This is a genomic window from Mesorhizobium sp. M1406 (assembly GCF_040317555.1).
GTDB lineage: Bacteria > Pseudomonadota > Alphaproteobacteria > Rhizobiales > Rhizobiaceae > Mesorhizobium.
The window spans coordinates 17,736-32,343 of record NZ_JAMYKW010000055.1 but is presented as its reverse complement, the minus strand read 5'-3'; the positions used below and the strand labels follow the sequence as shown (position 1 = coordinate 32,343).

The following is a 14,608-nucleotide window of genomic DNA, read 5'->3' as shown; positions in this document are numbered from 1 at the left end:
GGGCCGGAATACCATTCCATGCTGTCCGAGCGGCGGCTGACATTATCGCCGTAACGGGCCGACATCGGGATCGGCACCATGGTCTGGAAGCCGAGATCGCGCGAGAATTGCCGGTAGTCTTCAACGATCCGGTCGAAGATCGCCTGATCGAAATCGACGAGATCGATCTTGTTGACGGCCAGCACGATGTGGCGGATGCCGAGCAGCGAGGCGATGATCGAATGGCGCCTGGTCTGGCGCAGCACCCCTTGCCGGGCATCGATCAGCACGATCGCCAGGTCGGCGGTCGAGGCGCCGGTCGCCATGTTGCGCGTGTACTGTTCGTGGCCGGGCGTGTCGGCAACGATAAACTTGCGCTTCGGCGTGGCGAAGAAGCGGTAGGCGACGTCGATGGTGATGCCTTGCTCACGCTCGGCCTCGAGACCGTCGACCAGCAAAGCGAAATCGATGTCGTCACCGGTGGTGCCATGCTTGCGCGAATCGCGTTCGAGCGCGGCGAGTTGGTCCTCGAAAATCTGCTTGGTGTCGGAAAGCAGGCGCCCGATCAGCGTCGACTTGCCGTCATCGACGGAACCGCAGGTCAGGAAGCGCAGCAGCGACTTCTTCTCTTGCGCCGCCAGATAGTCGCGAACGCCGTCGGTGGGTGCGAGGCTCTTTGCCATGATATGGCGCATGGTCAAAAGTACCCCTCGCGCTTCTTCTTTTCCATCGAGCCGGCTTCGTCGCGGTCGATCAGGCACCCCTGCCGTTCGGAGGTGCGCGCGGTCAGCATTTCGCCAACGATGGCTTCCAGCGTGTCGGCATCCGATTCTATGGCGCCGGTCAGCGGATAGCAGCCAAGCGTGCGGAACCGCACCAGCCGGTTCTCCACCGTCTCGCCGGGGCGCAGTTTCATGCGCTCGTCATCCCTGAGGATCAGCATGCCGTCGCGTTCCACCACCGGCCGTTCCTTGGCGAAATAGAGCTCCTCGCCGCGGAAAAAAAGGACAGATCTAGGATCGGCGTCCGGCGGCCCCCATCCGCGCGGTCGGCCGCGCGATGCAGTCCGAAAGGCGGGTCTGTGCCGAGCAATGCGATCTGGTCCCTGATGAACACGGTCGTCTCCAAGCCAATCACGGCTCTTCATAATCCTCGTCCTCGCCGCTGCCTTCTCACGATCTGCGCTTCCGCGGATCAGGCAAGAAGACTGCTGGACCATTATACCGCATGGGCGCGCGTCCATGAAATGGTCCAATCAATGGGTCAGGTTCGCCTGAAGCTGCAACAGGGCTACGATGATCGAGGACAAAATCGTCATCAGCACCGTCGCGTACTTCGGCGTGGCGAGGTCACGGCAGGTGTCGGGCCACGATGGCAGCCAGCTACCAATTGCCCATCTCCCGCTGGGCCCAATGTGACCCGTTGCGGGTCAATACGCTTGGCACCGCAATTGCGTGGATACGTGTGGGCTGGGGCGAGGGCCCGTCGCCTCGCAAATGGGGCGGCGGGCCTTTGAACGAACGGGTTTGAGTCGAGCGGCCCGGCACCCCTTGTTGGGATGAGGCTAGGACACCGGGCCTAACCGACGGGCAGTTTGTGAGAAACGGCGCCGGGGCTGGGGATTATATGCGCTCATGCTGAATTAGGCGCAAAGCATACGAAAGAAGTACGAGTGCAACAATCGGGGGACAACCGGTGACGACCGCCGTCGTGACCATATGCGCGAAGCCGCACCGGTGCTGATTAAAACAGAGTGGGAGTAGGAGGAGCGGCTGCGACAGCGTAGGAATAGGCTTCGCGTTTCCCGCATTTCACGGCGCTAGAATGCCATACGGTTTTTTGTACTCCTTCTGGACGTTTTGCTGATTTGGCACATCGCTGCATCGGAATTAGACCCTGGCGCCGACCGCCTTCGGGTCGTCATAGCTAACGCTTGTCGTTTCGCGGCTTGCCACTATGCTCCAGCGGATTCAAAAAGAGGACACCGGCGTGCTTCGTCGATCGGCTCGAGCTCATCTGCTTGGTCTTATCGCCGCGGCGGTTCTGCCGGTCTGGCTGTTCGCGGCATACTTGCTCGTCCAGTATGCACTGCAACAGCAAGCTCGCTTCGAACAGGATGCCCTGCAGACGGCACGACACGTCTCGCTGGTGGTCGAGGCAGAACTGATTAACCTGCAGACGATTCTTGACGGTCTCTCCAAATCGGCCACTCTCGCCAACGGCGATCTGAAATCGTTTCGCGATGAGGCTGTTCGCCTTGTGCAAGGCATGGATCAGGTGATCGCTTTGAACGATGCCGATCACAATCAGCTGGCGACCACCGACATCGCGCAAGGTGGAAATTCGCCACTCGTCGAACCGACAACGGCTGAAGACAGTGAAAAGCTGAAGTTCACTGGTGTCTTGGTCAGCAATGTCTTTGTGGGCCATCAGTCGGGCGGCTATCGCGTTGCTGTTACAAGGCGAGTGCTCGGACCCAAGAATGAAGAGTGGCTTCTTTCGATCTCGGTCCCGACTGCGCGCATTCGCGATGTCATGCTACCTGCCGTGCCGGCAGGCTGGACGGTCGGCATCGGCGATCGCGGCGGCAATTATATTGCACGGTCCACGCAGCACGAGAAGATGACTGGCAAGCCAGGACTGGCCGAATATGTCGACAAAATCGTCGGCCTGACCGGCAGCTTCAAATCTCGTGATTTCGAGGGAACGACGCTGCTGGCGGGTTATTATCGGTCAACCTACTCCGGTTGGTTTTATGCGGCTAATGTGCCGCTTGCGGAAGTGCAGGCGCCGCTTTGGCGCTCGCTCGCGGCGATTTGTGGAATAGGCCTTGCAGCGCTGCTGTTATCTCTCGCTCTCGCCTACGTCGTTGGAAAACGATTGACCGAAGCCACCATCGATCTGGCTGGCCGCGCCGAGGCGCTTGGCCATGGCCGTGAGGTCGAACCGATGTCCACATCAGTTGCCGAATTCGCCACGATTGCAAAGGCGATGGTCGATGCGGAGCGAGCGATCGCGGAGCGAACGCGCGAGCTGGAGACTGTTTTGGAGACGGTACCAGCAGCTGTTTGGTTCACCTACGACCCTCAGGCTCGCCAGGTTATTCGCAACCGCTTTGCAGCAGAGCTGATGGGGCTGCCGACCGACACTCGCAAGTCCTTCGGCACGCCCGACCGCGTCATTGATACCGTCGCGGTCAAGGATGGCCATACGGTTGCGCGTGAAGACCGTCCCTTGAGCAGGGCGATGCGGGGCGAGACGATCGACAATCAGGAATTCGCCTATACGCTTCCATCGGGCATGCAACGCCATTTGCTCTCCAGCGCACGTCCCATCCGCGATCCGGCCGGTTCTATCATAGGCGCCGTGCAGATCAGTTTGGACATTTCCGAACGCAAGCGCGGCGAAGAGCAACGCCAGTTGCTGGTCAACGAACTCAACCACCGCGTGAAGAACACACTGGCTGTTGTCCAATCAATCGCCAATCAGACGATTCGCAACGCCACCGACCTCGCCGAGGCCGGACTGAACCTGTCAAGTAGACTCGTCTCGCTGGCAAAGGCTCATGACATTCTTACACGCGAAAATTGGAGCGGCGCCGATCTTGGTGATCTGATCACGAACTCGATTAAGCCGCATGCAGCGTTAGACCGCTTCCAGATTTGCGGGGAGGCCGTCTGGCTTCCGCCAAACGTGACCCTTTCGTTCGCGCTGGCGCTTCATGAGCTTGCCACCAACGCCATAAAGTACGGGGCGCTGTCGAATTCAACCGGGACGGTTTCAATTGCCTGGAAGGTTGTCGGCGACGGCGTTCGCCATCTTGAGCTTGAATGGCGTGAGGAAGGAGGTCCCCCAGTCGCCCGGGTTGTGGACAAGGGATTTGGCACACAGTTGCTGAAACGGGTTTTTGCCCACGAGTCCGCTGGCGGCGTTGTCCTGAATTTCGAGAAAGCCGGACTGCGTTGCACCTTCCATCTGAACCTCACCGAGGCGGAAGCAGAAGACGACCGGCTGTTGCCTTAGCTAGGCAAGTGTTTGGCGTGCCTTGTAAACTTGGCGGACGACCCGTTTTTTTCGTCCAATTCCGCCGTCCGAATGCACCAACACATGGCCGCACCATGCAGCGGGACCAGAACGAGCCGAGCTGCGTGGCACCGACAGCGGAGTTCAGTGCGGTCCTAAAATCGCAACCCATGTCCTGGGGGATCGAAGGTTTCCGCGGTCACGCCGAGACGATCTCAAGCTCGCCATATTGGTGTTTCGTGACGTTTTACAATTTTAGGTTGTTATGCTTTCGGGTATATTAGCTATCTAAAATATAATTACCAATTTGTTAACCAGGATTAATGCGCCTTTTCCGCAGCATCGTTAGTATGCCTTCCAGGTTGGGTTACCTCCATAGGGCGGGGAAGCCATACGTCCGTGCGTTGGGCGGCGTATGCCACTCCTTGAATCCAATCATCGGCTAAAGTTCACGCTTCTGACAAACTTGCGAGGGAGCCAAACCAAAGGAAGCGACGGAGAGGAGTGAGTAAACGATGGGACATCCCCAAATTTCCGATTTTTGGAATGACGCAACAAGACCGGTACACGATGGATATCTGCCGGACGCGAATGGTCTTGGCAGGTCCGATCTCGGCGAAGGACGTCCAAGCGATGGCTTTGTAATGATCGTCGACAAGCGAGCACTTGAACGTGAATGCCTTGCGCGCGGTCTTGTCGAACACAATCCTACCTTGCGCGTTAGCGCGGTAGGATCGCTTGACGAAATCCAACATATTGCCGGAGAAGCGGAGCCATCCGCGGTCCTTGTAATTCTTGGTGCCAGAAAGGTCACAGACGAGAGTGTTCGGGCGGAACTTGCGCACTTCATTTCCGAGTTTGGCACCGTACCCGTCATCGTCGTGGTGGATTCCGACGAGCCGGGGGAGATTCTCGCGGCTCTCGAATGCGGCGCCCGAGGCTATATTCCTACAAGCGTGAAGGTCAAGGTCGCGGCCGAGGCTATTGGTCTCGCTCGTGCCGGAGGGATCTTTGTCCCCGCCAGCTGCGTGCTGGCTCTTCGAGAGATCATCCACTCGACCGCAAACGGGCCCCATCCGCTCACCGGCATGTTCACCTCTCGCGAGGCTGCGGTTGTGGAGGCGCTCAGGACAGGCAAGGCGAACAAGATAATTGCTTACGAGCTCAGCCTCTGCGAGAGCACTGTCAAGGTCCACATCCGAAATATCATGAAAAAACTCAAGGCTACAAACCGCACCGAGGTGGCGTATAAACTTAGACAAATGATGCTTTGAAGGCTGTGCAATCGATCTTTGCCTGGCCGGCTCTGGCAATATAACTGCCGGGCACGCTAAGGGCGCGACCACAGCTCGGCGTTCTGATCCAAGGCTCCGAAGGTCGATGGTATCGTCCGAGCCTTTTCGCGACCGGCACGCTTGGCGTATGTTCAGGCACGTCCCCAGCCAACCGTTGCCGACCTTGCCGTCACGAGAAATCCAACGCTGTCCCCTCCAAGCTCTGCGCCACGATATGCAGCTTCCGCGGCCTTCAGCCCTCCCGTCAGTCTACGGACGATTGGCGCCGATCCGAGTACGTCAAGTGGAAGGGCTAGCTGACCACGGGCGGGCCGCTTCTGTGGCCAGACCCTGAGGCCGAAATAGCTTGCGGCCGAGCGATCGATCCCGCCGCTGAACTGCACCAGCAGCGCTTGGCGAGAGTTCCGGGCAATCCGGCCCAGGCGATTAATGTCCATTGGTGGCTTGTCGGACGGCCTCATCGCGACCACGATCACATCCCATGCATCGTCGGTCAGGAGCATGGGGTGCGAAAAGACACTTACTGTGGCCCCGCTCTCGCGCAGCGTTTGCTCAAGGGACGGCGCACAGGGCGTGTCACAGACGATGGCGAGCCTGGCGGCACGTGGATCGACACCGGCATCGCCGAGCAAGATGCAGCATAACCGCGCGAATTCCGGCAGCAGATTTATGGCTGGGTGGCTGAGATTGGGAGCCGCAACTTTGATGCCGGCCTCGTCACAGGCGTCGAAGTCTACAACGCCCGGCCGAAGCTCCCATGGTTCAGCCATTAGCGAAACAACCGCATCCGAGGGTAAGAGTTCGATAAGCGATCTCGAAATTGGGCCGACCTGGAGACAGTTCGTGACGAGGTCGACGTCCTGCCATTTGCGGCTGCCGATGCGGTTTGTCGCTTCAACGCGTTCGGAGACCTTAGCGTGTTTGGCAAATGCCAACGTCGTATCCGCGATGGCCGCCAGGCTCGGATGTCTGGAGGATATGCGGGTGAGCGCAATGACATGGCTGGCATTGGCAAGCGCCGCCGCTGTGGCCGTCACCGCTTGGTATCCTGTCGTGGCGCCAACGACCACGGTGAGGCCGGAAAGATCGAGATCAAGCAAGGCTATTTGCTTGCGCACGATAGCAAGCACTTCGGCAAGGTCGATGTCGAGGATATCACGAGCAAACGACGCTGCGGCAAAATCACGTGGTAAAGGCATCATGCTGGGCACCACGTTGCGGGCTCCACTGTCAAATAAGCCTGCGAGCTCCTTTAAGCGAACCGATCGCCCAGGGGGATCTTGTCTCGGGGCGATGCACGTGCATTTCTTGCATTGTTTTGACGGACGCCTTGCGGCCCCTCGCGCATTTAGTGCGACGGCCTCTATTTGCTTGGCACTCCGATCTCTTGGTGGCTGAGCCAATGCAGACTTTGGCAATACAGCCGAACCCGCCCAAACTGCTACCGCAGCAAACGGATGTTAGGTGATACGCCGTTTGATCAGAAGGTTTAAAAACACGACGCCAATGAGGCGCGGATCAGGCTTAGGAGTAACGCGCACCGGGTACGCTACCTCCTTTGCTTCTCTTGCCAAGAGTCCCAAGTCGCTGTGAAGTTGGACGGCAACACCAACAGCGTTTCTTGGTGAAACCGGTGACAATCAGCGCATTTGACATAAAGCGTCGCAGCCCCGGCATCCAGATCGGCCAAAACCTCCCTCCGCTTGGAGGCCGGCCCAAGAGGATAATGGACGTGACAGTTGCATTGATCGCCCTTGTCCTTGCTGCTCCGATCATGCTGGCGGTTACTCTCCTGATATTGGTGACCGACGGCCGACCGGCGATATTCTCCCACACCCGAGTCGGGTTCAACGGCAAGCGCTTCGCCTGCTACAAGTTCAGGACCATGGTCGCGAACTCCGAGCAGGTTCTGGCCGACTATCTCGCCAGCAATCCCGAAGCCGCCAAGGAGTGGCAGCAGAATTGGAAATTCAAGAAGGACCCGCGCATCACATTCCTGGGGCACATCCTCAGGAAGTCGAGCCTTGATGAACTGCCCCAGCTCATCAATGTGGTGCGCGGCGAGATGAGTTGCGTCGGCCCTCGGCCGGTCGTCCCCGAGGAACTGCAACGTTACGGAGCCTGTGCGATCGATTACCTTCGAACCCGGCCCGGGCTGACCGGCCTGTGGCAAGTGACGGGCAGAGACGCAATAGATTATCCCAGCCGTGTCTCTATCGACAGCCGCTACGTTCGGAACTGGTCCATATGGGCCGATGTTCTCATTCTCATTCGGACGGTCTTCGCCGTGACGAGATTCGATCATGCGTCTTGACTAAAGCGCGTCGCAGCGAAACGGATTCAGGCGACGCGCTTTAAGTCCTTGTTTGATGCATGTCGTTCTCCAAAACCGCTGCGCACTTTTGGGCGACATGCATTAGCGAGAGAAAGGCAGCGAACCCTAGCGGTATGGCTGCGTCGAACACGTCCGGCGCGGGCGACAACACGGCAGCTGCGGTCCGTCATTGCTCATGGGTGAGGCCGCGACGCCACACGACGCCAAGGAGGACGCCGAGCAGGTAGGCGCACTGCAGCGTGACAACGAAAAGCAGGATCGAAAGCAGACGGTCCCAGTCAAGCAAGCTGCCGATGCCGCCAGCAACGGCGCTGACCAGGACAATCACCGCGGTCGCGACGATGAGTGCCGGTGCTCGAACACGAAATCCGAGCAAAATGCCGATCCCGCCGACGGCGATTAGGCCCCAAAGCACGGCGTTCTCCTATGGTGTGGAAGACTCAGTGCCACGCCCAAGTCTCGCACATCTCAGAATCCGTACCAACGCCCAATCCGACAGCACTGCCTGACCTGCTCCTGATCAGACGGCAGGAGTCGCCGCGCCGCCGCCGCTTGCACAAAAGGCGTAGGACATCTTCTCCCAATGACGCTTTTTCGCTCATTTCCTTGTCTATCCGCGCAGCCTACGCTGCATGAAATAGGGGCGCGGAACATTCACCCGCGGTGCGGCAGCGCGCCTTTAATCCCGCGTTGGGTGCGCGTGGCTACCCGATGAGCCAATCCTGTCCGCATTGTCGCTGCCGCCGTCCGGTTTCAGGATCCTGACGGGGCCGACGCGCGCGAATACTGGAACAAGGCGCATCTCCAGTGGGTCGCGGCACATCAGAACGTGGCCCGGTTTCTCCGACGAAGCGCTGTGAGAAGTCGCACCTGTGGGCGATTGGACAAAATGAAAGTCCTGCCGAGAGGGCATTGCCGCATCACCCGTTGAACACACCTGCTTTGCAACAACAGCTTGGACCGTCATCGCGTTTCGGCAGACGGGGAGGGGGCTATCCGATGAATCAGCATGAGCCGGTTAAAAGAACGGCGCTCGGCCCCGCCGCTCACAGTCGTGCGACGTTTGTGACCCAGGGGCGGCTGGTACGCGTCAGAGGGCAAAATATTCTGTTCAGTCCATCTCGGCAGGCCATTTTCGCCGTCAACGATACTGCTGCCGAGATCTGGCGCTCCCTGGAAGGAGGCATGCCGCTGGACGCCATCTCGGGCGAGATGGCGCGCGCTGGCGTTGATAGGCTCGAGGCAAACAGGCACGTCGAGGCTGCGCTAAGGGATTGGCAACGGCTGAGCCTGATACGGCCCCAGGCGCCGTTGTCCGCGTCAGCTCAAGAGACTGTGAGCCAGGTGGTCGCCATCGCGGGCCTTAACATGCGCATCGTCTACCCCGCAGCCTGCGCTTTTCCCGCGATCGCCACATTCCGGCATCTCGAGGTCCGAAGCGAGACCGCCGACGTTCTGCTCCAGCCGGTCGAGCATGAAGGGCAGGTCCACTTGTTCCGGGATGACGACTGGGTTCTCTCCTGCTCGCCCGACGAATTGCCTGTCATGCTGAAAGGGCAATTGTTGATCGAGGTTCTCGATCGCGGCGCCTACGAGCTTGCTCTGCACGCGGCTGCGCTTCTCAGAAATGAACGCATCGTGCTTCTTTGCGGCAACCCGGGCGCAGGCAAGACAACGCTGACCGTGGCGTTGATGCATGCGGGATTCGGTTTTGCTTCCGACGATGTCACGCTGCTGGACTCCCGGGAGCACGGCGTGGGTTTGCCGTTTGCCCCCGCTGTCAAAGCGGGAGCATGGCCGCTTCTGGCCGAATACTACCCCGATCTCGATGCTATTCCGGTCTGTCGCCGGCCGGACGGCCGGCGTGTTCGGTTTGCCGTGCCCAAGGAGTTCGTGCCGCGCCCGCCCGTGCCAATCGGCTGCGTGATCCAGCTCCGTCGAAGCCGCGACGCGAAGGCTTGCCTGGAGCCGATCGAGCCAGCCAGCGCATTGCGCGTCCTGCTCAACGGCGCGTCCGCACGCGGCCAAGAGCTGAATGGCACCGCCTTCGACATATTGACCCAAGTCATCGGATCGGCGGGCACCTATTGCCTGACCTATTCGAAGCTCGATGATGCGGTAGAGCTGATCACGAAAGCATGCGATGAGGCAACGCGCTTGAGGCGCTGATCGCCGGGCTTCGCGGCAGTCCGGCCGACAGGACCGACTGGCATGCTGTGATTGCCCCGGCCAATCGCACGCTGCAAACGTGCGGCCAGATCCATCAACTGCCGCAGGATATGGGCGAGTATCTTCGGTTCGTTCACGACTGCAATCGGGAACGGAACCTGCGCTTGCGCGCCCAACTGCTCGAAGCCGTTGCAGCCCTTAATCGCCATGACATCGTCCCGCTCCGGCTCAAGGGTGCGGCCCCCTTTTTCTTTCGCCGGCCCGCCGAGTTCGCAGCCGGATGACGAGTGACCTCGATCTAGCCGTGGGAAGAGGCGGCTGCCCAAGCCTGTCTTGAAGAGCTTGGTTACGTCGAGGTGGCGAGTGGCCGAGGCATGGTTCGTCAGCAGGACGCCGGATCAGCGACCGTGATGATCAAGGAGCTTACACTTGGCCGGGAGGGCCAAGGTGAATATGGTTCTTGTCTCCCCAGCCGTTGCCCGGGCGTGATCCTCCCGATTTGGCGATCGCCTTTGAGCTCAAGCTTGTGCCGAGCAGAAGCGTTATGGCTGGCGGTGTCACCGCAGCAAAACGCCCCGCCTTCTTGAGAAAGTCCCGGCGCGCCTGAGACTCTGAAACCAGAGTTTCCTGCGTCAGTTGCGAGCGTTTTGTCTTTTCGGTTGGCATGTCAAACTCCCCACAAGTGTTCCAAGATTTCGCAGACTTACCCTATTCTTCCCGGTACGGGCGTACTAGTTCACCAAAAGGCTTAGACTTTCGTGCTGGGATTCGAGGGCGTGCGAGCGATGCGCCGCGCGAGATCGATCGAGCACGCGCGCCCGGCCCTCGGCCCGATTTGCCGGCCAGCCCGATGATCGGGGGGTCGCCGTGAACACGCGCCTCCACTGATGGAAACGGATCACATTTTGCCGAAGAAATGCTGCAGGGCGAGGAGCTGGGTATCGAGCGCATTGCGGGGGCGCCTTGATCTGCCATGGACGCCTGCAGCGCCGTCCAGTCCACATCCTCGCTTTCCGCCAATCGTGCCAGATCATGAAGGCGCCGCAGATCAATCCTTCCGCGCCAGTAATCCCCCTTCTTGAACAGGTCGTGCACGATCCAGTGCAGAGCGCGGACTGGGCCGGCAATATTCACCCGCAGACCGTTTCGCTGGACGAGCCAGGGCGGTCAAGGCTCGCCCGACGCGGCCGGAGTTCCAGCATCGTCACCCAGTGCTTGGTGGCGACGTTGGAAACCAGGTGCCGGGAGCGTTGCGCGAGACGGCGCAGGCCCATGAGATGGTTGTGCCTGCCAGATCGATCAATCGCGACCATGTGCACATGCTGGTGTCGATTCCACCCAGCCTGTCGGTGTCTCGCGCGGCGCAACACTTGAAGGGACGCAGTTCGCACGAGCTGCTGAGCGTGCCCGATGACAACGTCAATGTGACGTGAGTTTTGGGCGATGTCCGCCCAAAGGCGGACCGATCCGGCTTTAAAGCCACCGCCTTTCGCGATCAGCTCCCAGGCTAGGTCCCGGGGTCAAACCGTTCTTCGAGGCGAGCCTCCCTCTGGCCATTGCTTTGTCCTACGCCGGATCTTCGCGCCATACCGGCACGCGGTTGATCTTGATTGCCACGAGGCGGCGGATGCGCAGGCCGACCGCTTCCTGCCCGGTCGGCACAAATGCTTCGACATCGAGCCTGCCATGGTGTGCGCCAAACGGCATGGCAAGGAGCTGGTCATCCCCGAATTCCACGTCGGTATCTACGCTGCGTTTGAGCGTCTTTCTTCGACCATTGGCGTCGCGCTGCTTGATCTTTTTCGGCTCCGCCATCGTGACGTCTTGTACCGCATTCCCTGGGATAAGCTCGATATCTCAGACCCGGCGCGGCCGCGGCTGTTGTGTCCGTTAGCCGAGCTTTCTGAGATGAAAATGTCGACCGAGCTATGAGATTCACGGCGTAGCACAGAGGTCCAATAAGTCCTTGCACGATGCAGGGTTCGATATCGTCGGTATTTCCGGCGCCGCTACTATGGACCGCGAACGGTCGATCGCGACCACTGCGGCGGGACTTTCTCAATAGGGCGGAGCACCTGCCAATCGGCTAAATCTCATGATGTATCTCATTGCCCGAACGGGCCGCACCAGCACTGCACGGTCAATCGCGGCGTATTTCTTTTCCTCGAAAAGCAAAGTCTGCCGGTGGTAGAGCAGGTGGTAGAACGCGCCTCGACGAGGAGCTGCATAGTCGTCGAACCGACAAAGCCGCGCCAAGTTTTCCAGATAGAGGCCCAAGGCGAGCTTCCTGGCGCGGGACTGGAACCGGTAGCGAACCAGCTCCCAATCGACCAGTTCCCGGCGGCATATCTCGCGCGCGTCGAGGAGATGTCTTAGATGCAGCGTTCCGAACAACAGTCCCCGATCTTGAATCATGTCGTGTCCGATCAGGAAGGAGAGCCGATCGGCCGGAGCAAGGATTCTTGCATGCAAGGATCCAAGCGTGACATCTTTCGCATCGCGCGACATGTCTTCTACCGGCATCGCCTCCCATGTCCCGGGCGCGGCGCCATGGAGATGCACCATAGCGATGAAACCGTCCTTGACGAGCTTTGCGATCGTGTGGCGGCTGGGTCCGTCCTCGCAGCGAAGATAGCCCACCTGCGTGAGGGCTTGCAGACCGCGTCCGGATTCATGAGGGCAAAGCAGGATGTCCAGATCGGCGATCATGCGAGCTGCCGAGAACGCATCGTCGGACTTCACCAAGCTGCAGGCACCCGTCAGAAGGATAGGTGATATTCCGGCGGCGTTCAGAGTTTTGAGCACGTCTTCCAGTTGCTCCATCAGGCGCTTGTTTCGAACCTCATTTAATTGATGAATTTCCTGCCAATAGCTCAGGAAATCCATTTGCTGCTGCGTATCCGGCCTATGTCCGACCATCGCAACAAAGAGCTGCGGCGTGACCAGATGCCTGTTCGTGAGATCGGTAATGCCGGCGAGATCAGTTGGGTAAGAACTCGTGCCCTCCAGACATCCGGCGAGTGTTTCCAACTGACAGATGGCAACTGGTTTCCGCACCTTGCTCAAGAGGTTCATTGTCTCGATTCAGATATGGCTGGCTAGTCAGCCGATTGCGTTGTGAGAGCGGCAGAGGAGCCGGATGCGTCGAAATTGTTGTCGAGCAGAATAGCCACATCGAGGATATCGCCGGCTTCGACCGGTGAATCTTCGTCCGCCATCAGGCGAATGCTTTTGTTATCCGATGGACGATGAATGGTGATCCGCACGACGTTGCGCAGGTCATCAAGGCTGTTTTGTTCGCCATAGGTGGAAACAAAGGTGAGCTGCTGGGCAAGGAAGTTTGCCTTGTTCTGTGCCTTGGCCATGGCCATCTGTGCTTCCTGGATTTGCGATATGATCGCGACCTTCCGCGCAGCTGTCAGCTTTTCTACCTCGCTCTCCAGTCCCAAGAGATCCTGTTGCTTTTTGCTATCCTGGACCTCGAGCTGGGCCAATTCGGCCAGGTAGTTGTTGTAACCACGCTCGGCCGCGAGCAAATCGGAGTTCTTAATGAGCGCCTTGGATTTGAGTTGCCTGGCGGTCTCAACTTCCTTGAGCTGGTCGGCGGTTACCATTTCCTTGTTGCTTCGAGCCCGCGAGATGGATTCCACCTCGCGGGCTGCTTCGGCGATCACCGCCTGCAATTCCCGGACCTGCCGGTCGAAATCGGCTCGGCGAACCTGAAGTTGCGCTTCCTCCGAGGAAATAATGTCCGCCACCACTTCAGGCGCCAGTTCGACAGGGATTTTGGCCGGTGGCGAAAACGAACTGCTATCCCGAAGCTCCGCTCTTAGGCGCTCCAACTGGACCTCGTACCTGAATATGTCGATGATCCGCTCGACCTGGTCGCTTCTTATATCCGCGATTGTAAGCGAGGGCGCCTTATCGCCGATCCGAACTGCCTTGAAGCCGCCGGCAATCGCCAGCGCGTGTCGGACCGACATTCCCGGTTTGTAAGGGTAGGCACCGGGCTGGGCGACCGCCCCGCTGATGAAGAACGGCCGATATTCCGCAATGTCTACCTGAACGAACGGATCAAGGAGCAGTTCGCGTTCCCGGAATGCTGCCTCAATGCTTTTCACGAGGTTGCGAACCGACTGACCTTGCGCCTTGACTTCTCCCAATAGCGGCAAGGTTATGATGCCGGCCGGGTCCACAGTCACCTGCAGCGGATACACCGGTTCGCCATATACGGAGACGCGAAGCACGTCCCCGGTACCCAGGCGGTAGTCGTCAGCGGCCGCCTCGTCGGGATGAACCGTGCCAACAAACAGCAAACCAAGGAACAGGAGGCCCAAGGTTCGCCAACGCGCAATTCCTGCGCGACGGAAGGCAGCGGCGTGATGCACATTGGGGTGCCACATGGTCAGATGCATTGGAATGCCTTTCGACTGTCGAAGAACGATCCGATACGCGTGGCGCCCGGATCCAGTCGGCCGGCTCGCGGCGGGCCACCGACTCTTTTGTGTTCAACCGGAACCAACTCTGCTCTGTTTGACGTCGTCTCCCCGTTTTGCTTCGTTTGCGCAGGATCGGGATTTGGCCTGGAACCTTGCAGTGGTTGGAGCCATTGGGATTGCAATAGGCTTCCAGTTCCGTGTTCAGACATTGATCGTCGTGACGCTCGTCGTCGTGGCTACCAGCGTGGGGTGAGGGCAGTGTCCTCGGCTTCTGCCCAGAACATCGTGCTGGGACGCTGCTGTTCTTCTGCAGTGCTTGTATCTACTCGGCTTGGCCCTGGCGCTTCTCTGGCGGAACAAGATCGCCG

At 59.3% G+C, this 14,608-nt stretch carries 12 protein-coding genes and 2 pseudogenes; 6 read left to right on the top strand and 8 right to left on the bottom strand.

What is annotated here, in order from left to right:
- Together NKH03_RS28280 and NKH03_RS28275 are read right to left on the bottom strand one after the other, a co-directional pair.
- On the bottom strand, positions 1 to 674 hold a 674-nt coding region (locus NKH03_RS28280; protein WP_352972091.1), incomplete at its 3' end, for a GTP-binding protein.
- A gap of 2 nt (positions 675 to 676) precedes the next feature.
- Positions 677 to 964 (bottom strand): annotated as a pseudogene (locus NKH03_RS28275) (sulfate adenylyltransferase subunit CysD); the annotation flags it as partial.
- A gap of 971 nt (positions 965 to 1,935) precedes the next feature.
- Between NKH03_RS28275 and NKH03_RS28270 the strand changes: the two are divergent.
- Together NKH03_RS28270 and NKH03_RS28265 are read left to right on the top strand one after the other, a co-directional pair.
- Entirely contained in the window at positions 1,936 to 4,002 is a 2,067-nt protein-coding gene (locus NKH03_RS28270) for a sensor histidine kinase (RefSeq protein WP_352972088.1), read from the top strand.
- 515 nt (positions 4,003 to 4,517) lie between these two features.
- Positions 4,518 to 5,276 carry a LuxR C-terminal-related transcriptional regulator gene (locus NKH03_RS28265; RefSeq protein ID WP_352872928.1) on the top strand — a complete coding sequence of 253 codons (759 nt, stop codon included), beginning with the start codon at positions 4,518 to 4,520 and terminating at the stop codon, positions 5,274 to 5,276.
- A gap of 152 nt (positions 5,277 to 5,428) precedes the next feature.
- Here NKH03_RS28265 and NKH03_RS28260 read toward each other — a convergent pair whose 3' ends face one another.
- Complete coding sequence (locus NKH03_RS28260) at positions 5,429 to 6,511, bottom strand: hypothetical protein (protein ID WP_352972087.1); 1,083 nt, start codon at positions 6,509 to 6,511, stop codon at positions 5,429 to 5,431.
- A gap of 512 nt (positions 6,512 to 7,023) precedes the next feature.
- Here NKH03_RS28260 and NKH03_RS28255 point away from each other — a divergent pair.
- On the top strand, positions 7,024 to 7,611 hold the full coding sequence (locus tag NKH03_RS28255; RefSeq protein ID WP_352972085.1) for a sugar transferase: 588 nt from the start codon (positions 7,024 to 7,026) through the stop codon (positions 7,609 to 7,611).
- A gap of 187 nt (positions 7,612 to 7,798) precedes the next feature.
- Here NKH03_RS28255 and NKH03_RS28250 read toward each other — a convergent pair whose 3' ends face one another.
- Positions 7,799 to 8,047, bottom strand: coding sequence for a hypothetical protein (locus NKH03_RS28250; RefSeq protein ID WP_352872933.1), 249 nt, complete (start codon positions 8,045 to 8,047; stop codon positions 7,799 to 7,801).
- 584 nt (positions 8,048 to 8,631) lie between these two features.
- Here NKH03_RS28250 and NKH03_RS28245 point away from each other — a divergent pair.
- The gene (locus tag NKH03_RS28245) at positions 8,632 to 9,801 is read left to right on the top strand and encodes a PqqD family peptide modification chaperone (RefSeq protein ID WP_352972083.1); all 1,170 of its coding nucleotides are present in this window, start codon (positions 8,632 to 8,634) and stop codon (positions 9,799 to 9,801) included.
- A 47-nt stretch (positions 9,802 to 9,848) separates the two neighbouring features.
- Positions 9,849 to 10,085, top strand: coding sequence for a nucleotidyltransferase family protein (locus NKH03_RS28240; protein WP_352972081.1), 237 nt, complete (start codon positions 9,849 to 9,851; stop codon positions 10,083 to 10,085).
- Between the two features lie 139 nt (positions 10,086 to 10,224).
- Here the strand turns inward: NKH03_RS28240 and NKH03_RS28235 are convergent, their stop codons facing one another.
- Positions 10,225 to 10,467, bottom strand: coding sequence for a hypothetical protein (locus NKH03_RS28235; protein WP_352872981.1), 243 nt, complete (start codon positions 10,465 to 10,467; stop codon positions 10,225 to 10,227).
- A 530-nt stretch (positions 10,468 to 10,997) separates the two neighbouring features.
- Here NKH03_RS28235 and NKH03_RS28230 point away from each other — a divergent pair.
- Positions 10,998 to 11,189: pseudogene (locus NKH03_RS28230) on the top strand (transposase); the annotation flags it as partial.
- Positions 11,190 to 11,367: 178 nt separating this feature from the next.
- On the opposite strand, the gene NKH03_RS28225 reads toward NKH03_RS28230, so the two are convergent.
- From NKH03_RS28225 to NKH03_RS28215, 3 genes are all read right to left on the bottom strand, one after another.
- Entirely contained in the window at positions 11,368 to 11,616 is a 249-nt protein-coding gene (locus tag NKH03_RS28225) for a hypothetical protein (RefSeq protein ID WP_352872940.1), read from the bottom strand.
- 243 nt (positions 11,617 to 11,859) lie between these two features.
- A complete protein-coding gene (locus NKH03_RS28220) occupies positions 11,860 to 12,876 on the bottom strand; it encodes a nucleotidyltransferase family protein (RefSeq protein WP_352972079.1) in 1,017 nt (338 codons plus the stop codon).
- A 23-nt stretch (positions 12,877 to 12,899) separates the two neighbouring features.
- On the bottom strand, positions 12,900 to 14,216 hold the full coding sequence (locus NKH03_RS28215; protein WP_352972077.1) for a polysaccharide biosynthesis/export family protein: 1,317 nt from the start codon (positions 14,214 to 14,216) through the stop codon (positions 12,900 to 12,902).
- Positions 14,217 to 14,608: the final 392 nt, after the last annotated feature.

Excerpts from the sequence above, each read along its gene's own strand:
- NKH03_RS28270 (WP_352972088.1), top strand. The coding sequence starts at position 1,936 with ATGCTCCAGCGGATTCAAAAAGAGGACACCGGCGTGCTTCGTCGATCG.
- NKH03_RS28265 (WP_352872928.1), top strand. The coding sequence starts at position 4,518 with ATGGGACATCCCCAAATTTCCGATTTTTGGAATGACGCAACAAGACCG.
- NKH03_RS28255 (WP_352972085.1), top strand. The coding sequence starts at position 7,024 with ATGGACGTGACAGTTGCATTGATCGCCCTTGTCCTTGCTGCTCCGATC.
- NKH03_RS28245 (WP_352972083.1), top strand. The coding sequence starts at position 8,632 with ATGAATCAGCATGAGCCGGTTAAAAGAACGGCGCTCGGCCCCGCCGCT.
- NKH03_RS28235 (WP_352872981.1), bottom strand. The coding sequence starts at position 10,467 with ATGCCAACCGAAAAGACAAAACGCTCGCAACTGACGCAGGAAACTCTG.
- NKH03_RS28225 (WP_352872940.1), bottom strand. The coding sequence starts at position 11,616 with ATGGCGGAGCCGAAAAAGATCAAGCAGCGCGACGCCAATGGTCGAAGA.
- NKH03_RS28220 (WP_352972079.1), bottom strand. The coding sequence starts at position 12,876 with ATGAACCTCTTGAGCAAGGTGCGGAAACCAGTTGCCATCTGTCAGTTG.
- NKH03_RS28215 (WP_352972077.1), bottom strand. The coding sequence starts at position 14,216 with ATGCATCTGACCATGTGGCACCCCAATGTGCATCACGCCGCTGCCTTC.